The sequence below is a fragment of the Rhodococcus sp. HNM0563 genome (genome assembly GCF_012726195.1).
Lineage (GTDB): Bacteria > Actinomycetota > Actinomycetes > Mycobacteriales > Mycobacteriaceae > Rhodococcus.
This window is the reverse complement of sequence record NZ_JAASAF010000003.1, coordinates 291,167-311,994: the sequence shown is the minus strand read 5'-3', so window position 1 is coordinate 311,994 and position 20,828 is coordinate 291,167. Positions and strand designations below refer to the sequence as shown.

The window sequence follows — 20,828 nt, the reverse complement described above, 5'->3', positions numbered from 1 at the left end:
ATGCGTGTCAGGTCACGGCAGCGGCGGCGCGGCGCCGTCGACCCCCTGGAAATCGATCGACGAGAACTCGCCGAGCTTCTTGAGGCGGTGATAGGCCTCGACCATGCGGACGGTGCCGGACTTGCTGCGCATCACGATCGACTGCGTTTCGGCTCCGCCCGGGGTGTACCGGACACCACGCAGCAATTCACCGTCGGTGACACCGGTCGCGCAGAAGAAGATGTTCTCGCCGGTCACGAGGTCGGTCGTGGTGAGCACGCGGTCGAGGTCGTGTCCGGCGTCGATGGCCTTCTGGCGCTCGGCGTCGTCCTTCGGGGCGAGCCGGCCCTGCAGCGCGCCACCCATGCACCGCATGGCGGCTGCAGCGATGATGCCCTCGGGGGTGCCACCGATACCGAGCAGCATGTCGACACCCGAGCCGGGCCGTGCCGCGGCGATGGCGCCGGCAACGTCGCCGTCGGAGATCAATCGGATGCGGGCCCCGGCCTCGCGCACCTCACTGATGATGCCTGCGTGACGCTCGCGATCGAGGATCGTGACCGTCAGGTCCGGGATCGCGATGCTCTTGGCCTTCGCCACGCGGCGGATGTTCTCCGCAACGGGGACGGTGATATCGATGACATCCGCTGCCTCGGGGCCGACCGCGATCTTCTCCATGTAGAACACGGCCGACGGATCGAACATGGCGCCGCGTTCGGCGACCGCGAGGACAGCGATCGCGCCGGGCGCGCCCTTCGACATGAGCGTGGTGCCGTCGATCGGATCCACAGCGACATCGCACAGCGGTCCGTCGCCGTTGCCGACTTCCTCGCCGTTGTAGAGCATGGGCGCTTCGTCCTTCTCGCCCTCACCGATCACGACGACGCCCTGCATCGACACCGAACTCACCATGTGGCGCATGGCATCGACGGCGGCCCCGTCGCCGCCCTCCTTGTCGCCGCGTCCGACCCAGCGGCCTGCTGCCATCGCTGCGGCCTCGGTGACGCGCACCAGTTCGAGCGCGAGGTTGCGGTCGGGAGCTTCGCGGCGCTGTGGGGTGCTGGCCGTCATGGGCTACTGCCTCCTGATGAAAGTCGGTCGGCGCTCGAGTCGCGCCGGCGCAGATGTGGCCACCGGGATCGGGGCCGCACGAGCGGATGGGTGTATCGCGTGGTCATTGTCTCATCACCCGGGCCTCGATGACGTGTGGGACCCAGGGCGGGCGCACCGCACCTCGGCGTGGGCTGTCAGACTGGTTATGTGGCTCCCAAGAAACCTCGCATCCTGAACGACACCCGCGATATGGCCTGGTCGCTGATTCCGCTGGTTGTCGCAATGCTGTTCATTGCCGGGGTCGCGAGCCAGTGCTCATTCAATCCCGGGGGGCCGACTGCGGGTCCGGTGCCGACCTTCGATCTCGATGCAGGCCTGAAGTACGACGCGAAGGAACTCGGTTTCCCGATCCGGCACCCCGAAGTGCCGGAGGGTTGGCAGTCCAACTCGGGGAGCCGCAGCATCATCTCCGGAAACGCAGGCGGCGATTCGAGCACCGTGGGGTTCGTCACCGCCGGCGGACGCTATGTGCGTTTCACGCAGTCCGACGCGGGCGAGGACGAACTCGTCCGGTTCGTGGCAGGCGAATCGCGTCGCGTCACCGGCGCGCAGCAGATCGGTACCCGGGACTGGACCGTCTACGGGGGCGAAGGCGTCGAAGCGCTGTGGGTATCGGACTTCGGCGACGTCCGCATCCTGGTCGGTGGTTCGGGCACCGACGAAGAGTTCACCGAACTCGCCACCGCGGTCGGAGTTGCCGAGCCGCTGGAGCCCTGACCGGCTAGTCTTCCTCGCTGTCGTCTTCGTCGTCGGCGTGCGCCAGGGCGTTCTCTACCCGCTGACGTGCGCCTGCGAGGTGCTGCTCACACCGCTTGGCCAGTGCTTCACCCCGCTCCCACAACGCGAGTGAATCGTCCAGATCCAGCCCGCCCTGCTCGAGCATCTTGACGACGTTCACCAGCTCGTCGCGCGCGCGTTCGTAGCCGAGTTCGGCAACGTCGGAATTCGTGTCGCTCACAGCGTCATCCTCTACTTTTCTCGACTCATGACGACCGCTCGCACCGCGCCGTCACCCACTCGTACCCGCAGCTGAGTGCCCGGCGGGGCATCGTCCACCGACCGCACCACCTCGTGATCGCCGTCGGCCACGACCCGCTGCACCACGGCGTAGCCGCGAGCGAGGGTGGCCGCAGGTCCGAGTGTGGACAGGCGTGCACGCAGATGCTCGACGGTCGTTGCCTCGGCCGCAACCGTCCGTGAAATGTCACGGCGTGCGGCCACTCGGAGTCGTTCGATCTCGTCAGCACGCCGGTCGAGTGCGTCGAACGGATCGGCCAACACGGGCCGGTCGCGCAGCTGTGCGATCACATGTTCTTCCCGTCGCACCCAGTTCCGCAGCGCACCGGCAGATCGCGACCGGAGTTCGTCGACGAGATCCTGTTCGGCGACGGCGTCCGGCACCACACACTTCGCAGCGTCGGTGGGTGTCGCGGCCCGCAGGTCCGCGACGTAATCGGACAGCGGGCTGTCGGGTTCGTGCCCGATCGCACTGACGACGGGGGTCGTGCACGCGACGATCGCGCGGCACAGCGCCTCGTCGGAGAACGGCAGCAGATCCTCGGGGCTGCCACCGCCGCGCGCGAGGATGATCACATCCACGTCGGGGTCCTTGTCCAGCGCGGCGAGCGCCTCGAGGATCTGTGGCACCGCGGTCGGCCCCTGAACCGGGGTGTTGCGCACGTCGAACTGAACGGCCGGCCACCGTCGCTCCGCAACCGACAACACGTCGCGTTCGGCGGCACTGGCCCGGCCGGTGATCAGCCCGATGCGTTGGGGCAGGAACGGCAAGGGGCGCTTGAGCCGCTCATCGAAAAGACCTTCCGCCGCGAGAAGTTTGCGTAATCGCTCGAGGCGTGCGAGAAGCTCGCCGATTCCGACGGGACGGATCTCGGTGATCCGCAACGCCAGGCTGCCGCGACCCGGCCAGAAGGTGATCTTGCCGAACACCACGACGCTGGTGCCCTCGGTGAGCGGCACCTCGGATGCGCGAAGCAGCTGCGGGTCGCAGGTGAGCTGCAACGACATGTCCACCGACGGGTCGCGCAGGGTCAGGAACGCAGTCCGGGTCCCCGGCCGGGCATTGATCTGGGTGAGCTGTCCTTCCACCCATACGGTGCCGAGTTTGTCGATCCAGCCGGAGATTTTCTGTGACACGGTGCGCACCGGCCACGGGTTCTCCGCCGAGTTGGTGCGACCACCGGTCCGATCTGTGCTCACTTGCGTTCGGCGCTGGAGATCCGGTTGGACAGCATCGTGACGAACGGTGCGCGCCCGGCGTTCGCGTTCTCGTAGGCGAGGAGCGCGGTGAGGTCTTCTACCGACAACGTGCGGAGACGAGCACGCAGCTGCGCGAGGGTCAACGTGCCGTAGTCGAGGTACTCGGCGATCTCGGCCGGCTGCGTGGGCTTGGGCGCAGAGGCGGGTGTGGACTTCGACGCAGACTTCGCGGCCGCCGACTTCTTCGCCGGTGAGGTTTTCGTCACAGTCGCCTTCGCGGCGGAGGGGCGCGGGGCCGAGGCCTTCTTCGCAGGGGCCTTCTTGGCGGCCGTCTTCTTCGCAGGCGCTTTCTTCGCCCCGGCAGCAGCGGGAGCCTTCGACTCGGCGGTGGACGAAGCGGACGGTGCGGGGGTCGCGACGGGCGCCTCCGTCGAGGCGGGGGTCACGGCAGGGCTGCCCGCAGCCTCACCCGGCGGCACCGAATACAGCGCGAACCGGCCGGACGCCGAAGCCGCAGGTGTGGCGGGGGCCGGGGTATCGGCGCGCTTCGCAGGTTCCTCTGCGCTGGTGGGAGGCTCTTTGTCCTCGTCGAACACTGCCCACTCGGGTTCCTCGGAGGGCGTCGACGCGAACACCTCGAAAAGCTGATCGCCCTTGATCGCCAGGCCGGTCATCACTTGCTGCATCCGCATCGCAGTCTGCAGGATCTGGCTCACCGTGGTCATCGGGAGCGCAACCGCAGTACTCGGAAGTCGGAGAGTTTCTTCGTACGCGGTGACGGCCACGCCGGCGGCCACCCGTGCCATGAACGGTGGACGGATCATTCCCTCACCCTGCCTCACGATCGGTGTCTTTGGTAGCCGAGCAGGTCGGTGTGACCGCTCGGCCCGTACTCTGGAGACATGTCTGCGCCTGTCCCGCTCGAACTAGGAATCACACGGTCACCCGGCACATCGACGCCGGGGAAGCGCGTCCTTCTCGCCGAGCCGAGAGGATACTGCGCCGGTGTGGACCGTGCAGTGGAGACCGTCGAGAAGTCTCTCGAGAAGCACGGTGCTCCGATCTACGTCCGCAAAGAGATTGTGCACAATCGGCACGTCGTGGAGACCCTTGCCGAGCAAGGTGTCGTGTTCGTCGACGAGACCGACGAGGTCCCGGAGGGATCGGTCCTCGTGTTCTCGGCGCACGGCGTCTCGCCCGCGGTGCACGAGGCCGCGGCCGTCCGCAACCTCCACACGATCGACGCGACCTGCCCGTTGGTGACGAAGGTGCACCAGGAAGCGAAGCGTTTCGCCCGCGACGATTTCGACATCCTGCTCATCGGCCACGAAGGCCACGAGGAGGTCGAAGGTACTGCGGGAGAGGCCCCCGACCACGTTCAGCTCGTCGACGGCCCCGAGGCGGTCGATGCCGTGACGGTACGAGACCCGTCGAAGGTGATCTGGCTGTCGCAGACCACCCTGAGTGTCGACGAGACGATGACCACCGTGCAGCGGTTGCGCGAGAAGTTCCCGCAGTTGCAGGATCCGCCGAGCGACGACATCTGCTATGCGACCCAGAATCGTCAGGTCGCGGTCAAGGCGATGGCACCCGAATGCGACCTGGTGATCGTGGTCGGCTCTCGGAACTCCTCGAACTCGGTCCGCCTGGTGGAGGTCGCGCTCGGCGCAGGCGCGAAGGCCGCGCACTTGGTGGACTACGCCCGCGAAGTCGACCCCGCATGGCTCGACGGCGTCGAGACGATCGGTATCACCTCGGGTGCATCCGTGCCGGAGATCCTCGTGCGTGGCGTGATCGATCTACTGGACGAGCACGGATTCCACACTGTGCAGTCGGTGACCACCGCCAACGAGACCCTCGTGTTCGCGCTGCCACGCGAGCTGAGGGACGCCCGCCGCTGAGCGGACTTCGCGCACCTCAGTCGTCGACGCGATCCCGGTAGCGCACCGCCGGTGGCCGGTACCCGGGGACCTGCCTCGGAGCGCCGGCCATGGGTGTGGGCTGTGGTGTGCGGAAGGAGGCGTCCTCGGGTCGGGGTCGTCGCCGCTGGGGGGCGTCGCGCCTCGGATCGATATCGCCACGGCGCGGCGCAGGTGTTGCGCGCGCCACCGGGTCGCTCACCGGTGGCGGGGTGCTCCGCCGCCGCGGTGCTGCGGCACGGCCGCGTGAATCGGCGACGTCGCGGACCGAGGCCTTCGCCCTCGGCGGTTCTCCCTGCTCCGCGCGTGCCGAGGGGCTGCGCACCGCGGAGGTGCGCGGCGAGGAAGCCTTGCGGGGAGCCTCGGCCCGATTCGGTTCCTCCGGTGCGGGACGCTGCGCGGTACTGCGTCGGCGTGCGGTTGCGGCGGCGCCGCGCGCAGGCGCCGCTCGACGGGACCGCGGGGCGCGCGCGCGAACACCGACGTTCTGCTTGGCGAGGAAGATCCGTGCGGCGCCGATCACCAACACCGCCACGGTGGCCAGCAACATGGCCGGGAACCGATTGACCAGTGGATATGCGACGTTTAACGCCAATTCCTTGAGGCCGCTCGTGCTGCCCGAGGCCAGGATCTCCTGACCGATCGGTACAGCCAGCAGCAGCAACAACGGCGGCTGGGCCATCGCGGTGAACAATCCGCGATAGCGGACCGCGGCTACCGCCGCGATGCATCCGAGGACATAGAAGACAGTGAATGTGGACGTCAGTTGGTCGCCGCCGGTTGCATCGATCAGCAGCCCGACAAGGGTGACACCGACAGCGATGAGCGGTGCACCCCACCAGGGGACACCGGGAAGCGACGGGACCAACGACCGCATATCGAGCGGCACTGCCGAGCGAGCGCGTTGGGATGCAGACACAAGGTAAACAGTAACCCGACGGAATCAGCTTGCTTCGTCGACAGGACCGTCGGATTCCGCAGTTTCTGCGAGTGTGCTGCGTCGCGGCCACGAGTCGACACGCCGGACCTCGGGCACGTCGCCATCGAAAAGTTCCAGCTCATCGAGCTTTCGGGCGGTGACTCCCACCCGTGTCTCCATCGACGACACCGTGAGGTTGAACGAATCGACTGCTTTGCCCAATTGTCCGCCGAGCCGATCGAGGTGATCGCCCACGGTGCCGAGGCGCTGATACAGCTCTCTACCCAGCCTGTGGATGGTCGCGGCGTCTCGCGACAGGGCCTCTTGGCGCCATGTGAAGGCGATCGTGCGCAGCAGAGCGACGAGCGTGGTCGGGGTGGCGAGGATCACGTTTCGTGCGAACGCGTACTCGAGCAGATCCGAGTCGGCGCCGAGGGCTGCATCGAGGAACGGGTCGCCCGGTACGAACAGCACCACGAACTCCGGTGTCGGATCGAACGACTCCCAGTACGACTTCGCGGAAAGCTGGTCGATGTGGGTGCGCAACTGACGTGCGTGGCGGGTCAGATGTCGCTCGCGCTGAGCCGGGTCCTCCTCCTGCGCCGCGTCGAGATAGGCGGCGAACGGCACCTTGGCGTCCACCACGATCTGTTTGCCGCCTGCGAGGTAGACCAACAGGTCGGGGCGTACGCCCTCCTTCGATACCTGCGTGTCGAAGTCGCAGTGCCGAACCATCCCGGCCAGCTCGACGACCCGCTCCAGCTGGATCTCGCCCCACCTGCCGCGCACCTGCGGCGCTCGCAACGCCGTGACGAGTTGCTGGGTCTGCGTCGACAGTGACTGGGAGGCGCGGTGCATCCCTTCCACTTGCTCGGTCAGACCGGCATACGCGTGGATCCGGCTCCGCTCGACGTTCTCGACCTGCCTCGACAGCGCCCCGACTGCCTCGTGCAGGGGCCCGACCAACCGCGATACCTGCTCGCCGACGGCGCCGGAATGCCGACGCGCGGCATCCTCGTTCACTGCGCTCAACGATTGCCGCAACTGCGACTCGTTGGCCTCGAGGGCAGCGAGCTGCGCTTCGGCACGCGCTGCGCGGTCGCCGCTGCGCGATGCGTGCAGCAGCCAGCCGAGCACCACCCCGAGGGCGAGTGCGACGACGAGACCCAGAGCCGTGAGAGCTGACATGAGCCGCATGATGCCGCACCGCGGTGACAGTTACCCGGAACCCGAGCGTGTCGGTCCCTTCCTCTACCGTCTGACGACATGCGGATCCTGCACACCTCCGACTGGCACATCGGTCGCACCTTCCACGGTGTCGACCTGCTCGCCGACCAGGCCGCCGCGCTCACCGCCGTCGCAGAACTCGTCGCGGAGCGTGGGGTGGACGTGGTGGTGGTACCGGGCGACATCTACGACCGCTCCATCCCCAGTGCCGACGCCGTCGCAGTGTGCAATGCCGGGCTCGAGGCCATTCGTGCCGCCGGTGCAGTGATCGTCGCTACCTCCGGCAACCACGACTCGCCCGTGCGGCTCGGCGCGGGTGCAGCCTTTGCTGCGCACGGGGGACTGCACCTGATCACACGGGTCTCGCAGGTTGATCGGCCCGTGGTGCTGAACGACGAGCACGGGCCGGTCGCGTTCTACGGCATCCCGTATCTCGAACCGGAGATCACCCGCACCGAACTCGACGTCCCCGGTGCACGGTCGCATCAGGATATCCTCGACGCCGCGATGGCCCGGGTGCAGACCGACGCCGCCCAGCGCGGCGTCCGCACCGTGGTGCTGGCGCACGCGTTCGTCGTGGGCGGGGAGCCGACCGAGTCGGAACGGTCGATTTCGGTCGGTGGGGTCGAGACCGTGTCCAAGGCCACTTTCGACGGCGCCGACTATGTGGCGCTCGGGCACCTGCATTCGCCGCAGACGGTGTCCGAACACGTCCGGTACTCGGGGTCGTTGCTGCCCTATTCGTTCGGTGAGCGTTCTCATCGCAAGGCGGTGTGGCTCGTCGAGCTCGACGAGACCGGCCTCGCCTCCGTCGACCGCGTCGACCTGCCCGTGGTGCGCGAGCTGACCCAGCTCACCGGCGATCTCGACGATCTACTCGCGGATTCGGCTCACGAGGCCGCCGAGGACCACTACGTCGCTGCTGTCCTGACCGACCGGGCTCGCCCGGTCGACGCGATGCGACGGCTGCAGGAGCGGTTCCCGCATGCTGTGCACGTGCAATGGGAACGTCCCGATTCGGGATCCGACGGCAGCTACCGGGAGAAGGTACGAGGCCGCACCGACCTCGAGATCGCATCGTCGTTTCTCACCGACGTCCGCTCCGAGCCGTCCACCCGCGAAAGGGAATGGTTCGAACAGGCCTTCCGCGACGAGGATCGCCGCCGCGGCGTCGGCGATGAGTCGCGGGGCAACGACTCCGGTCACGACCAGCGGGTAGACGTACCGGCATGAGATTGCACTCGATCGAGGTCACCGCCTTCGGGCCGTTCGCCGACACCGTCGCCGTCGATTTCGACGATCTCGGGGCCGACGGGCTGTTCCTCCTGCACGGACAGACCGGTGCGGGGAAGACATCGATCCTCGATGCCGTCGCGTTCGCGCTCTACGGCACGGTGCCCGGCGCCCGCGCCGATGGGCGCAGGTTGCTGTCCGACCACGCGCCCACGGGTGCTACACCGAAGGTCTGCCTCGAGGCGACGATCGGTGGTCGGCGACTACGCATCGAGCGCAGTCCCGAATTCGAACGCCCGAAAAAGCGCGGGGTCGGCACCGTCAAGCAGCAGGCGAAAGCCACCCTGTTGTGGCTCGACGGCACCGGGGAGAACCTGTCGCGCATCCCCGAGATCGGCGATGTGGTCAAGGGGCTGCTCGGGATGAGCGCCGAACAGTTCTTCCAGGTCGTGTTGCTGCCGCAGGGGGAATTCGCGAAATTTCTGCGGGCGGCCAGCGACGAGCGCGGCAAACTTCTCGAGCGACTGTTCGACACCACCAGGTTCGGCGACGTCGAGCAATGGTTCCGCGAGCGTCGAGGGTCCGGCGCGAAAGCGCTTGCCGAACAGCAGAAGGCCGTCGACGTGCTCGCAGCGAAGGTGGCGGCAGCTGCGGGGATCGAGGCCGGAGCCGACGCCGAACCGGTCGAATGGGCCCGCAGGTTACTGGCCGATGCCGCCGACGTCCGGGATTCGGCCGAGGCGGTGCACGCCGACGCCCGCGAGACCGATCGCGTCAACCGCGCCGCACTCGACCGGGCGGTCGTGCTGGCAGAACGAATCCGGCGACGCGGCGACGCACTCGCGGACCGAGCCCGGCTCGACGTCACCGAGCCGGAGCGCAGCGCGATTCTCGCCGAACGCGACGCAGCGCATCGTGCGCAGCTGGTGGCGGTTCTCGATCGTGAAGCGGCAGGGGCTGCTGCTGAATCGGAGTCTGCTCAGTCTGAACTCGACTCCACTTCATCGGTTCTCGCGAAGTCGGTCGAGGGGCGCGGCCTGCTCGACGAGGTGCCCGGGCCGCCCGACGAATCCGACCGCGTGCGGATCCGTCCCCGCTGCGAGCAGTGGTCGAGGGAGATAACCACACTCGACGTCTTGATCGACCAGCAACGGCGTCTTTCCGAGATCGTCTCGCGGCGTGAGGCCTTGGAGGGAAAACGGCAGACCGTCGATGAAGAACTCGAAGGTATTGTTGCGGAACGTGCTGCCCTGCCCACCCTGGTGACGGAGGCGGCGGCCGCGGTCGCCGAATCGGAGAAGGCTGCAGCGTCGCTCCCGGGGTTGCGCGATGCCCGCGACCGCGCCGCCGACGCGCTTGCCGCTGCTCGTGAATTGCGCTCGCGCAGTGCAGAACTTCACCAACTCGAGAAGGCGGCGGCGCAGCGCCATTCGGATCACAATCTGGCGCACGAGGCCCTGCTCGATATTCGTGCTCGCCGAATCGCCGGCATGGCGGCGGAACTCGCTGCCAGGCTGGTCGAGGGGCATCCCTGCGAGGTGTGCGGAGCAGTCGCACATCCGTCGCCGGCACAGCCCGAACCGGACGCCGCGACCGAGGACGACGAAGAGAACGCCCATGCCGCCGAGCAGCGAGCAGCGAAGGCGCTCACCGAGGTGCGTGCAGCGGTCGGAGATGCCACCAGCGCGGTGGCGATCCTGCGGCAACGCAGCGGCGACTCTTGTGAAGACGAGTCGGCCGCGGCGCACGCGGACGCCGTCCGGGCGCACGACACGGCCGAGTCTGCGGCAACGCAGCTGGAGGGGCGCCGCCGCGCGGTCGCTGATCTTCACGAACGCGACGTTGCGCTTCAGGCCCGAGAGCGGGAGGCGGAGACCGTCCTGGCAACCATTGCCCGCGACGATGCGGTACTCGCATCGGAGGCCGACGAGACCGGCCGTCGAATCGCGGCGGCAGTCGACGGCAGTGAATCGTTGTCAGCGAAACGGGAGCACCTCGCCACTGTGGTGCGCGCTGCCACCGCATGGCTCGATGCCCGGCTCAGGGTGGTTCAGGTGCGTTCGGTTGCGCAGCAGCGCGCTCGTGAAGCGGAGGCCGCCGCAACCGACGGCGGATTCGCAGATCTCGTACACGCGCGTGCCGCGATGCGCCCCGCATCGAGAATCGCGGAGATCGATCACGAGATCCGCGACGCCGAGAACCGCAAGGCGATCGTCGCCTCCGTGCTCGCCGAACCGGGGATCGCTGCTCTCACCGGCAACGAGGTCGCCGATGTCGAGACCGCGCGCGCGGTGGTCGACTCCGGTGCTGCAGCACTCGAATCCGCACTCGCTGCCGCGACGGAGGCACACCGCCGTCACGCCGACATCGCATCCTACGCGAGCCGTCTCGAGCGGGCCTACGAGGCACTGGTGCCGCTACGCGACGAGCAGGCCGAGCTCACGGCACTCGCCGACGTCGTCGCCGGTGGAGGGGCGAACAACCGCAAGATGTCGTTGCGTTCCTATGTGCTTGCTGCGCGCCTCGAAGAGGTGGCGGAGGCGGCGTCCGAGCGGCTGCGCAGGATGTCCGGTGGCCGCTACGAATTCGTGCACAGTGACGCTGCCGGTAGCCACGGCAAGCGAGGCGGGCTCGGACTCGACATCCACGACGAGTACACGGGTTCGGTGCGGTCCACCAAGACACTGTCCGGTGGCGAATCGTTCCAGGCATCCCTGGCGCTGGCACTCGGGCTCGCGGATGTCGTCGCAGCAGAGGCCGGTGGAGTGGTGATCGACACCATGTTCATCGACGAAGGTTTCGGCACTCTCGACGCCGACGCGCTCGATGCCGTGATGGGGGTCCTCGATGAGCTGCGTGCCGGTGGGCGCGTAGTGGGTGTGGTCAGCCACGTCGACGAACTGCGGCAACGAATCCCGAGCCGCCTGCACGTGTTGCGTGGTCGAACCGGCTCCACCGTGCAGGTGGCGGGTTGAGCGGTTCTTACGGGTTGGACGGCGACGAGTTCGGGTCGGGCGCTGAAGTGTCGCCCGGCGCAGGCAAGACCTTTCCGTCGTCCTCGTCCTCGTCCTCGTCCTCGTTCTCGCCGTCGTCGCGCTCCACCGATCGTGCGTCGATCTGTTCGCCGATGTAGCGGATAACCACCGCGCCGACTGCCGCGACCGGGACAGCCAGGAAGGCGCCGATGATCCCGAACAGCGACGAGCCGGCCGTCACGGCGAGCAGCACCACCACGGCGTGCAATTTCATGCTCTTGGACTGCAGCACCGGTTGCAGTACGTTGCCCTCGATCTGCTGCACCGCGATGATCAGGACCAACACGATCACTGCTGTGGTGAACCCGTTCGCGACCAAAGCGACCAATACCGCGAGTGCGCCTGCGACGAACGCACCGACGATCGGTATGAACCCACCGATGAACGTCAGGATCGCGAGTACCGGGGCGAGCGGGACCCCCAGGATGACGAGGCCGATGCCGATGAACAATGCATCGATGAAGCTCACCAACGCCTGGGTGCGGATGAATCCGCCGAGGGTGGCCCACATCCGCTCGAGTACTTCTTCGAGGTGACGACCTGCCCTGCGGCCACTGACCGAGTGCAGCCACGGCAGGAACCTCGGCCCGTCCTTGATGAAGAAGAACGTCAATACAAGCACCAGAGCCAGAGTCACCAGCAGTGATCCTGCCGTGCTCACCCCGGAGAACACGCCGCCGGCAATCGAGGCGGCACTGCCCTGTAGACGTTCGATGACGACGTGCACCGCGTTGTCGAGCTGTTCGTCCTGCAGGTTGATCGGCGGGCCCTGCACCCAGTCCTGCACGGTGTTGATGCCCTCGGTGGCCTTGTTCGCAAGGTCGGGAACCTGCGCCACGACGGACGGGACGATGCCGGCGATGATCCCGGCGACGATTGCGAAGAACAGCACGAGGGTCAGCCCGGCTGCTGCCGCGGGCGGAACCCCACGCCTGGTCATCCCGCGGGTCGGCGGCCACAGGATCGTCGAAACGACGATTGCGAGGGCCACCGGCAGGATGATCACCCACATCTTCTCGATGACCCAGCCGAGCACTACAGCCGCGGCCGCGATGAGAACGAGGCAGCCCGACCACTTCGCCAACCAGATTCCACCGACGCCGAGTAGGGTGCCGCGATCCGGCTTCGCGGCCTTGTCGCCTGCCTTGTGGTCGGAGGTGTTCTTCGCCTCGCTCAACGGTGGTCCTTCCGCGCGAATGTATTGATCGCCTCGATCGGTATTCGCCAATCTACGGCCAGAGTGCCGGATCTGCCGGGGGATGCGGTTTTGCCGGATACGCCCGTGTCCAGCGCGAACACGTGACATCCTCGATGGATGTTTCTGCACATCGAGAATCTCGTTTCTCGCAGGGTTTTGTGTGTGATCACCGCCGTCGCATGTGCTGGAGTCCTCAGTGCGTGCGGCGAGGACGACTCGGCCACGTCGGAGGGCGTACGTTCGTCGGCTGGTGTCGCGGTCACTTCCGTCCAGGAAGGCGCGGAGGGCGCAGCCTCATCCGTGCAGAGCGCAGCGTCCAGTGTTGCCGAACGGGCAGGGGACTGGTTCGACGACGCCAAACTCGGCGCATTCGTCACTGCATTCCGTGCCGCATACCCGAACCTGTCGGCAGACCGCGAGACCCAGTCGATCGAAGCGATCGTCACCGAAACCTGCCCGCTGATCGAAGACGGCGCCGACGACGCCGAGGTGAACGCGAAAGTTGGAGAGCTCGCGACCAACGGCTCGGCGGTTCCCACCGAAGATCAGGCGGCCCGCATCGCGCAACTGGTGCGTGTGGCGTGCGGATGAATGGGCGTCGCGACGACCACGTAGACTCTTGATCCTGTGAGCCTTACCCTCGGAATCGTCGGACTTCCCAACGTCGGCAAGTCGACGCTCTTCAATGCGCTGACCAAGAACGATGTGCTCGCCGCGAACTATCCGTTCGCGACGATCGAGCCGAACGTCGGCGTCGTCGAACTGCCTGATCCGCGGCTGAATCGGCTCGCCGAAATCTTCACTTCGCAGCGCATCCTTCCCGCCACCGTGTCGTTTGTCGATATCGCGGGCATCGTCAAGGGCGCGTCCGAAGGCGCAGGGCTCGGCAACAAGTTCCTTGCCAACATCCGCGAAGCCGACGCAATCTGCCAGGTCGTGCGCGTGTTCGCCGACGACGACGTCGTCCACGTCGACGGGCGCGTCGACCCGCTCGGTGATATCGAGATCATCGAGACCGAGCTCATCCTCGCCGATATTCAGACCCTCGAGAAGGCTGTGCCGCGCCTCGAGAAGGAAGCGAAGAAGAACAAGGAACTCAAGCCGCAGCATGAGGAAGCGCTCAAAGCGCAGGCCGTGCTCGACGAGGGTGCCACTCTGTTCTCGAAGAAGGACACCCTCGATTTCGGCTTGCTGCGTGAGCTCAACCTCATGACGACCAAGCCGTTCCTCTACGTGTTCAACGCCGACGAGTCGGTGCTCACCGACGACGCGAAGAAGCAGGAACTGCGTGCGGCTGTGGCGCCCGCCGACTGCGTGTTCCTCGACGCGAAGGTCGAGTCCGAGCTCATCGAACTCGAACCCGACGAAGCGCAGGAACTGCTCGACTCGATCGGCCAGGACGAAGCCGGACTCGACTCGCTCGCGCGCGTCGGCTTCCACACTCTCGGTCTGCAGACCTACCTCACCGCAGGCCCCAAGGAAGCGCGCGCCTGGACCATCCCGCAGGGCGCGACCGCGCCGCAGGCGGCCGGTGTCATCCACTCCGACTTCGAGCGGGGCTTCATCAAGGCCGAAATCGTATCGTTCGCGGATCTCGACGCGGCCGGATCGATGGCCGAGGCGAAGGCCAAGGGCAAGGTCCGCATGGAGGGCAAAGATTACGTCATGGCCGACGGCGACGTGGTTGAGTTCCGGTTCAACGTGTGACATCGGGGCATCCCGCGGAGTTAAGTCTACAGCTCGTCATATTCTTCCGGCGGTCGTTTGGTCGGCCTCGCCCTTGCTGTTGCCCTTCTGGCACAGTAATGTAGGTACGTACCTACAATTTGCAGGGAGGCGGTCACCATGACCATGATGTCAGCGCGAGAGTTCAACCGTGACGTCAGTGCCGCCAAGCGTGAGGCCAGTCGCGGGCCTGTCGTCATAACCGACCGAGGCGAACCAGCCTATGTGTTGCTGTCCATTGATGACTACCGCCGCTTCGGCGAGCGAGGTGCGTCGCTGATCGAGCGCCTGAGCATGGATGACGACCTCGACATCGAGTTCGAGCCCGTTGGTATCGGGCTCAAGGTTCCTGAACTGTGAGCCATCTGCTGGACACGAACGTCATCAGCGAGCTGCGCAAGTCCGAGCGGCGAGCTGATGTCGGCGTGCGAACTTGGGTCGCCGCACGGGCACCCTCTGACCTGTACCTCTCAGTGATCACCGTGCTCGAGATTGAGGTCGGTATCGGGCGGCTTTCCAGGCGTGACCCGGCGCAGGCGGACCGTTTGCAGGCGTGGTTTGACGAGGAGCTGCTTGACGCTTTCGCAGACCGCATCCTGCCTGTGGATGTGCCGGTCGCCCGTCGTGCTGCCCGACTGCATGTGCCCGATCCTCGGCCGGAGCGCGATGCCCTCATCGCTGCCACAGCGACCGTCCACGGACTTGCTGTTGTCACGCGCAACGTCAAAGACTTCGACTCTCTCGAAGTCGCTGTCATCAACCCGTGGGGTCACGAGGTCGGTCCGTGAGCATGGTACCCGTGATGCAGGGTGTGGCGAGCGACTCGCGCAAGCTGCTTTGCCTGTGGTGCGCTTGATGTGCATATGTGCCAGAACTCGGTGGAGTTCCGGTTTAACGTCTAGCGTTATTGACGGACTCCGTCATACACTGAACCCGTGATCAGATCGTTCGGTTGCAAGGACACCGAGCGCATCTGGCATGAGCAGTACGTCAAGCGCGTTGATCGCACCGTGCAACGAGCGGCCATGCGGAAGCTCGAGCTGATCCACGCCGCGAGGGACGTCGAGGACCTCCGGATCCCGCCGGGGAACCGCCTGGAGCGGCTCTCCGGTGACCGTCGTGGCCAGCACAGCATCCGCGTGAACGCGCAATGGCGTCTCTGCTTCGTCTGGAGAGATGGAGGTGCAGAAGATGTCGAACTCGTCGACTACCACTGAGACCGATCTGATCGAACCGATCCATCCGGGGGAGATCCTGATGGAGGATTTCATCGAGGGCTTCGGGATCACACAGAACAAGCTCGCCGTGTCCATCGGTGTGCCGCCGCGGCGTATCAACGAGATCGTTCACGGCAAGCGGGGTATCACGGCTGATACGGCGATCCGTCTGGCGCGGTACTTCGGGACGTCCGAGGAGTTCTGGATGAACCTGCAGTCGCACTATGAACTGCGGATGGAGCGGCGGGCGCTCCATGACAGCGTCGAGGCGATCACCCCGTTGCAGTCCGCGTGAACGGAACAGTCGCGACCATCGTCGGCTCCGAGGCCTCACGGCTGATCATCATCCGAGGCAACTCTGGCAGCGGGAAGTCGAGCCTCGCGAAGGCCATCCGTGCAGCTCGCCCGCGCGGTGTGGCGATCATCGGTCACGACGTTCTGCGTCGCGAGATCCTGCACGTGCGCGATCACCCGGGTGCCCTGAGCGTGCCTTACATCGACATGTCGGCACGCTTCGCCCTCGAGCACGGTCTCCACGTCATCGTCGAAGGGATCCTGAATTCCGAGATCTACGGAGCCATGCTCGCGCGCCTGCGCTCCGACCATCGAGGCGTGACTCGCTCCTACTGCTATGAACTCGAGCTGGACGAGACATTGAGAAGGCACCGCACCAAGACCCTGGCGGACGAGGTGACCGAGGAGACCGTCGCCTCCTGGTACCGCAGCATCGATCGCGTGCCGGAGCTCGACGAGGCTGTTCTCGGTGCGGATATCAGCGCCGACGATGCTCTCGAACGAGTGCTCGGTGACGTCGGCTGGAAGAACCCTGAGGAGGCTCCCCGGGGATCAGGGGCTGAGGAGCGTCGGAGTCAATGATGGTCCTCGGTGGCGGAACGCGGTGGAGTTCCGGTTCAACGTGTGATGTGAGCTGATCCTGTTTCGTGGGCCCCGTCGATCTTCTTGATCGGCGGGGCTTCGTTGTCTCGTCCTGGTCTTTCGCATCGAGAAATCAGAGCTATCATAGTTGATAGCAGAAGGAGGCGGCCCTAATGTCATCCATCATCGTGCGCGGTCTCGATGACCGCGTGAAGCAGCAGCTCGCATCGCAGGCGAAGGAGCACGGGCGGTCCATGGAGGCCGAGGTTCGCGACATCCTGACGAAGGCCGCTCGACGGCCGCACATCGGCATGGCTTTGCTGTCTGCGGCGCGGGACGTCGGTGGGGTCGATGAGCTGCCGATTCCGACGCGCGATGACGTCGCAAGGGCGGTGGACTTCGAATGATCGTCCTCGACACGAATGTCATCTCGGAGATCTTTCGGCCCTCGCCGGAGCCACGTGTCGTGGAGTGGCTCGTGTCCCTGACGGGCGACGTCGCGATCACCTCTATGGCTCTCGCGGAGTTGCTTGCCGGTGTGCGCAGGCTCCCGGACGGCCGACGCAAAGACGAGCTGGCACAGGGGATCGAGGAAGCGGTCGCGCCGTATCGGGGGAGCCGATCGGTGCTCGCATTCGATGAAGAAGCGGCGGAGCGATACGCGGAGGTGCTCGCGTCTCGTGAAGCAGCAGGTGCGCCGGTCAGTACGGCTGACGCCCAGATCGCCGCGATCTGCCTGGCACACAGGGCAACCTGCGCTACGCGCAATGTGAAGGACTTCCAGCACACCGGCGTCGAACTGGTGGACCCGTGGAATGTGGACGCGTGTAGCAGCTGACCCCGCACAGTGTCGAGACGCATTCGCCCCCACTACAACTCGGGGTCCACCCGACGCAACGCCGCAACCCGCCTGGCCCACGTCAAAAGAGCGCAAGGCCGACAGCCCCCGTCGGCAAGGTCCCGCTGATCGCGAGAGCTGACCAACGAACCCGGCCAGTGCACCTCAGCGAGCAATGGTGGGCAGAGGGAGCGGTCGTGCAGACGGAGATCACGGAAGTGTGGGTGAGTCACATGACGCGGGTCGTCCTCATCAACGGCGCTCCTGGTTCGGGGAAATCCGCTGTGGCGCACGCTCTGAGCGAGCGGTATCGGGCTAGCGCTCGACATTGATCAGATCAAGCACTCCCTCGGCGGGTGGGAGAATGACCCAACCCCCGCCGGCCTCCATGCGCGCCGGCTCCGCACTCGCGCTGCATCCCCTTCGCGTCCCGAGCACGCCATCAATGGTCGACTCGTCGGTCCCTCCGATGCTGTGCCGGACTGCGGTGGAGTTCCGGTTCAATGTGTAGTCCGGCTCCCGGGCATCGACTCCCCTAGAATGTACATTTCTGGGTACCATCTGGTCATGGAGATCACAGCAACCAAGGCACGCGACCAGCTTGGTCGGCTGATTGATCGCGCGCACAGCGAACCCGTATATCTCACTCGTCATGGTCGGCGGGTGGGCGCGATCGTGGATGCCGACACCCTCGATCGGCTGATGGCTGCGGCCGAGGAGCTCGAGGACGTCGCGGCCTATGATGCGGCGAAGGCTGAGGGTGGAGGCGGCGTCACGCTGGACGAGCTCCGGCGCGAGCTTGGCCTGTGACCTACGCGGTTCGCATCGCGTCCGCCGCGCGTCGCCAGATCCGCAAGCTCCCGCGTGATGGTCAGGAGCGAATCGTTGCCGTGCTCTCCCTGCTTGCTGAGGAGCCTCGACCGCCAGCATCGAAGAAGCTCACCGGCCGTGACGCCTCGCGTGTTCGGACGGGGAACTGGCGAGTCATCTACGAGATCCACGATGACGAACTCCTCGTCATGGTCGTCTCGGCGGGGACAGACGTGACGTCTACCCGACGTTGACGAGCCTCGAGGGGTGAAGATCCCCGATGCTCGAGGTCTGTGTCATGAATCAGAGGTTGTTCCGTGCCGGAACCCGGTGGAGTTCCGGTCGGACAACACAGCATCAGGATCAATGACCAGTGGCGGATCTGTTTCGTGTGGACAGACGCTGGACCGGAGGAGGTGGAGATCGTTGACTACCACCGACAGGATCGAGCCGATCCACCCGGGCGAAGTCCTCATGGAGGATTTCATCGAGGGATTCGGGATCACTCAGAACAAGCTCGCCGTGTCCATCGGCGTCCCGCCGCGGCGGATCAACGAGATCGTGCACGGCAAGCGGGGAATCACAGCCGATACAGCCGTGCGCCTCAGCAAATACTTCGGCCCGTCCGCCGAGTTCTGGATGAACCTGCAGTCGCACTACGAGTTGCGGATCGCGCGCCGAGTTTTGCGCGAACAACTCGACGCGATCTCACCTCTGGAGTCCGCATGACGGCCGAGGTCCTCCTTTCGGGATACCTGATCTGTGTGAACGCCGACGAGGCCGATTGTGTCGAACGGCTCCTACCGCGTCACCTCGACCTGACGCGGGCCGAGCTGGGTTGTTTGTCCTTCGTGGTCGACCGGACCGACGATCCGCTGGTCTGGCGGGTTGACGAGAGATTTGTCGACGAGGCGGCGTTCGCCTTCCACCAGCAGCGAGTGGCGAACAGTGAGTGGGGAAGGGCCACCGCCGACATTCAACGCAGCTATGCGGTCACGATCGGGGAACGCTGACGGCGTACGTTTATCGGTCGCGTAATCCGGTCGAGTTCCGGCTTGCGTTTTAACCCCTGCCGCGATGGCGGGACTCGAGAAGCTCGAGCCACTGGTGGTCGGGGCTCTCCTCGCGGAGAGCTTCTCCGAGCCATGCGAGGCTCGCTTCATCAAGAAGTGGCAGGCAGCGATTGAGGTCGAAAGTATCCTTGGCTCGAGCATGCTTGGCTTTCAGGAGAAGTTGGACTTCGGGGCGCAGGTAAGTAATTCCGGCGCGATTCCAGAGGCATTCATCAAGTGGCCTCGTGACGTGCGGAGCTCGCTTGTAGTGCCAGGTGGTGCCTCGGACATTCTCGAGCAGTACGTCGTACTCCCATGGCTCGGCCCCGCTCACACGGAGCCAAAGGTTTCCGCACTCGTCCAAGATCGGTGTACTTCGGTTCGGAAGGATCGGAGTCAGACTGCCGGACGCGGCCCACACATCGAGACGCGATGAGACGAAGTCAACAAACTGTTCGACCTCTTCGCGCGGGACACCGAGATCGAGGTCGCCATGCTCGCGGCCCGAACCAACAAAGGCATCGATTGCCCAGCCTCCGGCGATCCACCATCGGCCGGGATAGTCGCGGAGCAGGTCGGCGGCGTCCTGCGGGGTGCGGTGCTTCCATGGTCCATACAGTCGCAGGACCTCGTCATGATCGAGCATCTCGGCAAATTACCAAAGCCCGGACACGTCCTCCTGCGTCGGCAGGCCGCGCCGATTATCGACCCGAGCCTCCAGCCGGCGAGTCATAGGTTGCTATGTGTGGCGACGTGGTCGAGTTCTGTTTTCAAACGACATCAGGTGGCAAAGCCGCCGGTAAGTGACCTGTTGGTCGGCTCGTGGCATGACGGCGCGGACCAGGTCACGCGAAGGAATCGGCGATTGCCAGCTCCGCACCACACGCGGGGCAAGTCGATACGCCAAAGTAGTAGTGAAGGTTCTCGGCCACAGTCGCCCGCCCGTGGATGTCGGCAAGGCTCGAGAGCCGAGCTTCGTGAGTTCCCTCGGTGGGCTCTGCTCCCACCACATCTCGCTTGCCCTCCGCTGTGTTCCCGCTCGTAACACTTGGCGGACTGTCATCGAACCGAAGGAGCAGCTGTGTCCCACAGCCTCCACACTCGAGTGGCGCCTCACCATCGGCGAGGTAGGCGAGAGTTCGTTGCCAGACGCCCAGGTCTTCGAAGGCTGCGAGCGTTTCGAGGCCGTAGATGAACTCGGTGTCACTCTCAGCCAGTTGCAACGCCGAGACAGCAACGTCGCGGAGGCGGGAAATTGCGGGAGCGTAGGTTGCTCGCATCACATTCGGGTTCGCCGGCCCGTCCGTGGAAGCAAGGATCGAGCCGGCCAGTTGGAGTCCAGGGATGAAGCCGCGCACCGGTTGTCGCGAACACATGTCGGCCAGGAGCGGGATGGCCGCATAGCTCGCGCTGTACACCGTTCCTTGGTGGCAGAGGTGACTCCACACGTCGTCCCACGCCGGTCCGAAG

Annotated in this window: 26 protein-coding genes and 1 pseudogene; 18 read left to right on the top strand and 9 right to left on the bottom strand. The window is 65.8% G+C overall.

Annotated features, from left to right (window positions below; all coding sequences use genetic code 11):
- Positions 1–12 precede the first annotated feature (12 nt).
- Positions 13–1,050 (bottom strand): class II fructose-bisphosphatase, encoded by a 1,038-nt coding sequence (glpX, locus tag HCA61_RS08450; RefSeq protein ID WP_169687709.1) that lies wholly within the window; start codon positions 1,048–1,050, stop codon positions 13–15.
- Between the two features lie 189 nt (positions 1,051–1,239).
- Here glpX and HCA61_RS08445 point away from each other — a divergent pair, with 189 nt between their 5' ends.
- Positions 1,240–1,809: a DUF4245 domain-containing protein gene (locus HCA61_RS08445; RefSeq protein ID WP_169687708.1), complete on the top strand. Its 570-nt coding sequence runs from the start codon at positions 1,240–1,242 to the stop codon at positions 1,807–1,809.
- 4 nt (positions 1,810–1,813) lie between these two features.
- Here HCA61_RS08445 and HCA61_RS08440 read toward each other — a convergent pair whose 3' ends face one another.
- The 3 genes from HCA61_RS08440 to HCA61_RS08430 are packed head-to-tail and all read right to left on the bottom strand — an operon-like array spanning position 1,814 to position 4,133.
- Positions 1,814–2,050 carry an exodeoxyribonuclease VII small subunit gene (locus HCA61_RS08440; protein ID WP_169687707.1) on the bottom strand — a complete coding sequence of 79 codons (237 nt, stop codon included), beginning with the start codon at positions 2,048–2,050 and terminating at the stop codon, positions 1,814–1,816.
- Between the two features lie 11 nt (positions 2,051–2,061).
- Positions 2,062–3,309: an exodeoxyribonuclease VII large subunit gene (xseA, locus tag HCA61_RS08435; protein WP_169687706.1), complete on the bottom strand. Its 1,248-nt coding sequence runs from the start codon at positions 3,307–3,309 to the stop codon at positions 2,062–2,064.
- Positions 3,306–4,133 carry a lipid droplet-associated protein gene (locus HCA61_RS08430; protein WP_169687705.1) on the bottom strand — a complete coding sequence of 276 codons (828 nt, stop codon included), beginning with the start codon at positions 4,131–4,133 and terminating at the stop codon, positions 3,306–3,308. The genes xseA and HCA61_RS08430 overlap by 4 nt, the downstream gene beginning before the upstream one ends.
- Positions 4,134–4,211: 78 nt before the next feature.
- On the opposite strand from HCA61_RS08430, the gene HCA61_RS08425 reads away from it, so the two are divergent.
- Entirely contained in the window at positions 4,212–5,210 is a 999-nt protein-coding gene (locus tag HCA61_RS08425) for a 4-hydroxy-3-methylbut-2-enyl diphosphate reductase (protein WP_169687704.1), read from the top strand.
- 16 nt (positions 5,211–5,226) lie between these two features.
- On the opposite strand, the gene HCA61_RS08420 is transcribed toward HCA61_RS08425, so the two are convergent.
- Positions 5,227–6,147, bottom strand: coding sequence for a DUF6542 domain-containing protein (locus HCA61_RS08420; RefSeq protein WP_308198752.1), 921 nt, complete (start codon positions 6,145–6,147; stop codon positions 5,227–5,229).
- Positions 6,148–6,171: 24 nt separating this feature from the next.
- Positions 6,172–7,335, bottom strand: coding sequence for a DNA recombination protein RmuC (locus tag HCA61_RS08415; protein WP_169687703.1), 1,164 nt, complete (start codon positions 7,333–7,335; stop codon positions 6,172–6,174).
- 78 nt (positions 7,336–7,413) lie between these two features.
- On the opposite strand from HCA61_RS08415, the gene HCA61_RS08410 reads away from it, so the two are divergent.
- Both HCA61_RS08410 and HCA61_RS08405 read left to right on the top strand, forming a co-directional pair.
- Positions 7,414–8,607, top strand: a complete 1,194-nt coding sequence (locus HCA61_RS08410) for an exonuclease SbcCD subunit D (protein ID WP_169687702.1) — start codon at positions 7,414–7,416, stop codon at positions 8,605–8,607.
- The gene (locus tag HCA61_RS08405) at positions 8,604–11,582 is read left to right on the top strand and encodes an SMC family ATPase (protein ID WP_169687701.1); all 2,979 of its coding nucleotides are present in this window, start codon (positions 8,604–8,606) and stop codon (positions 11,580–11,582) included. The genes HCA61_RS08410 and HCA61_RS08405 overlap by 4 nt, the downstream gene beginning before the upstream one ends.
- A 7-nt stretch (positions 11,583–11,589) precedes the next feature.
- Here HCA61_RS08405 and HCA61_RS08400 read toward each other — a convergent pair whose 3' ends face one another.
- Entirely contained in the window at positions 11,590–12,819 is a 1,230-nt protein-coding gene (locus HCA61_RS08400; protein WP_240959039.1) for an AI-2E family transporter, read from the bottom strand.
- Between the two features lie 183 nt (positions 12,820–13,002).
- Here HCA61_RS08400 and HCA61_RS08395 point away from each other — a divergent pair, with 183 nt between their 5' ends.
- From HCA61_RS08395 to HCA61_RS08330, 14 genes and pseudogenes are all read left to right on the top strand, one after another.
- Positions 13,003–13,431, top strand: a complete 429-nt coding sequence (locus HCA61_RS08395; protein ID WP_346777518.1) for a hypothetical protein — start codon at positions 13,003–13,005, stop codon at positions 13,429–13,431.
- 36 nt (positions 13,432–13,467) lie between these two features.
- Complete coding sequence (gene ychF / locus HCA61_RS08390) at positions 13,468–14,547, top strand: redox-regulated ATPase YchF (protein WP_169687698.1); 1,080 nt, start codon at positions 13,468–13,470, stop codon at positions 14,545–14,547.
- Between the two features lie 138 nt (positions 14,548–14,685).
- Positions 14,686–14,925: a type II toxin-antitoxin system Phd/YefM family antitoxin gene (locus HCA61_RS08385; protein ID WP_169687697.1), complete on the top strand. Its 240-nt coding sequence runs from the start codon at positions 14,686–14,688 to the stop codon at positions 14,923–14,925.
- The gene (locus HCA61_RS08380) at positions 14,922–15,353 is read left to right on the top strand and encodes a type II toxin-antitoxin system VapC family toxin (protein WP_169687696.1); all 432 of its coding nucleotides are present in this window, start codon (positions 14,922–14,924) and stop codon (positions 15,351–15,353) included. Before HCA61_RS08385 ends, HCA61_RS08380 begins: the two co-directional genes overlap by 4 nt.
- 147 nt (positions 15,354–15,500) lie before the next feature.
- Complete coding sequence (locus HCA61_RS08375) at positions 15,501–15,782, top strand: type II toxin-antitoxin system RelE/ParE family toxin (RefSeq protein WP_169687695.1); 282 nt, start codon at positions 15,501–15,503, stop codon at positions 15,780–15,782.
- Positions 15,757–16,077, top strand: coding sequence for a HigA family addiction module antitoxin (locus tag HCA61_RS08370; protein WP_169687694.1), 321 nt, complete (start codon positions 15,757–15,759; stop codon positions 16,075–16,077). Before HCA61_RS08375 ends, HCA61_RS08370 begins: the two co-directional genes overlap by 26 nt.
- Positions 16,074–16,658 (top strand): kinase, encoded by a 585-nt coding sequence (locus HCA61_RS08365; RefSeq protein WP_206039791.1) that lies wholly within the window; start codon positions 16,074–16,076, stop codon positions 16,656–16,658. The genes HCA61_RS08370 and HCA61_RS08365 overlap by 4 nt, the downstream gene beginning before the upstream one ends.
- A 173-nt stretch (positions 16,659–16,831) precedes the next feature.
- Positions 16,832–17,065, top strand: coding sequence for a toxin-antitoxin system (locus tag HCA61_RS08360; protein ID WP_169687693.1), 234 nt, complete (start codon positions 16,832–16,834; stop codon positions 17,063–17,065).
- Entirely contained in the window at positions 17,062–17,496 is a 435-nt protein-coding gene (locus tag HCA61_RS08355) for a type II toxin-antitoxin system VapC family toxin (RefSeq protein ID WP_169687692.1), read from the top strand. Before HCA61_RS08360 ends, HCA61_RS08355 begins: the two co-directional genes overlap by 4 nt.
- A 567-nt stretch (positions 17,497–18,063) precedes the next feature.
- Entirely contained in the window at positions 18,064–18,306 is a 243-nt protein-coding gene (locus HCA61_RS08350; protein WP_206039790.1) for a type II toxin-antitoxin system Phd/YefM family antitoxin, read from the top strand.
- Complete coding sequence (locus tag HCA61_RS08345; protein ID WP_169687690.1) at positions 18,303–18,560, top strand: type II toxin-antitoxin system RelE/ParE family toxin; 258 nt, start codon at positions 18,303–18,305, stop codon at positions 18,558–18,560. Before HCA61_RS08350 ends, HCA61_RS08345 begins: the two co-directional genes overlap by 4 nt.
- A gap of 90 nt (positions 18,561–18,650) precedes the next feature.
- Positions 18,651–18,743 (top strand): annotated as a pseudogene (locus HCA61_RS08340) (plasmid maintenance system killer); the annotation flags it as partial.
- Positions 18,733–19,035, top strand: a complete 303-nt coding sequence (locus tag HCA61_RS08335; RefSeq protein WP_169687689.1) for a HigA family addiction module antitoxin — start codon at positions 18,733–18,735, stop codon at positions 19,033–19,035. The pseudogene HCA61_RS08340 and the gene HCA61_RS08335, both read left to right, overlap by 11 nt.
- A complete protein-coding gene (locus tag HCA61_RS08330; RefSeq protein ID WP_169687981.1) occupies positions 19,032–19,319 on the top strand; it encodes an antibiotic biosynthesis monooxygenase in 288 nt (95 codons plus the stop codon). The genes HCA61_RS08335 and HCA61_RS08330 overlap by 4 nt, the downstream gene beginning before the upstream one ends.
- Positions 19,320–19,368: 49 nt before the next feature.
- On the opposite strand, the gene HCA61_RS08325 is transcribed toward HCA61_RS08330, so the two are convergent.
- Both HCA61_RS08325 and HCA61_RS08320 read right to left on the bottom strand, forming a co-directional pair.
- Positions 19,369–20,004: a hypothetical protein gene (locus HCA61_RS08325; protein WP_169687688.1), complete on the bottom strand. Its 636-nt coding sequence runs from the start codon at positions 20,002–20,004 to the stop codon at positions 19,369–19,371.
- A gap of 199 nt (positions 20,005–20,203) precedes the next feature.
- Complete coding sequence (locus HCA61_RS08320) at positions 20,204–20,776, bottom strand: hypothetical protein (protein WP_169687687.1); 573 nt, start codon at positions 20,774–20,776, stop codon at positions 20,204–20,206.
- Between the last annotated feature and the right edge of the window lie 52 nt (positions 20,777–20,828).

What these genes read in the sequence shown, in the direction of transcription:
- HCA61_RS08410 (WP_169687702.1), top strand. Translation starts at nt 7,414, where the DNA reads ATGCGGATCCTGCACACCTCCGACTGGCACATCGGTCGCACCTTCCAC.
- HCA61_RS08360 (WP_169687693.1), top strand. Translation starts at nt 16,832, where the DNA reads ATGTCATCCATCATCGTGCGCGGTCTCGATGACCGCGTGAAGCAGCAG.
- glpX (WP_169687709.1), bottom strand. Translation starts at nt 1,050, where the DNA reads ATGACGGCCAGCACCCCACAGCGCCGCGAAGCTCCCGACCGCAACCTC.
- HCA61_RS08430 (WP_169687705.1), bottom strand. Translation starts at nt 4,133, where the DNA reads ATGATCCGTCCACCGTTCATGGCACGGGTGGCCGCCGGCGTGGCCGTC.
- HCA61_RS08425 (WP_169687704.1), top strand. Translation starts at nt 4,212, where the DNA reads ATGTCTGCGCCTGTCCCGCTCGAACTAGGAATCACACGGTCACCCGGC.
- HCA61_RS08370 (WP_169687694.1), top strand. Translation starts at nt 15,757, where the DNA reads ATGTCGAACTCGTCGACTACCACTGAGACCGATCTGATCGAACCGATC.
- HCA61_RS08355 (WP_169687692.1), top strand. Translation starts at nt 17,062, where the DNA reads ATGATCGTCCTCGACACGAATGTCATCTCGGAGATCTTTCGGCCCTCG.
- HCA61_RS08415 (WP_169687703.1), bottom strand. Translation starts at nt 7,335, where the DNA reads ATGTCAGCTCTCACGGCTCTGGGTCTCGTCGTCGCACTCGCCCTCGGG.
- HCA61_RS08330 (WP_169687981.1), top strand. Translation starts at nt 19,032, where the DNA reads ATGACGGCCGAGGTCCTCCTTTCGGGATACCTGATCTGTGTGAACGCC.
- HCA61_RS08385 (WP_169687697.1), top strand. Translation starts at nt 14,686, where the DNA reads ATGACCATGATGTCAGCGCGAGAGTTCAACCGTGACGTCAGTGCCGCC.
- HCA61_RS08350 (WP_206039790.1), top strand. Translation starts at nt 18,064, where the DNA reads ATGGAGATCACAGCAACCAAGGCACGCGACCAGCTTGGTCGGCTGATT.
- HCA61_RS08405 (WP_169687701.1), top strand. Translation starts at nt 8,604, where the DNA reads ATGAGATTGCACTCGATCGAGGTCACCGCCTTCGGGCCGTTCGCCGAC.
- HCA61_RS08325 (WP_169687688.1), bottom strand. Translation starts at nt 20,004, where the DNA reads ATGCTCGATCATGACGAGGTCCTGCGACTGTATGGACCATGGAAGCAC.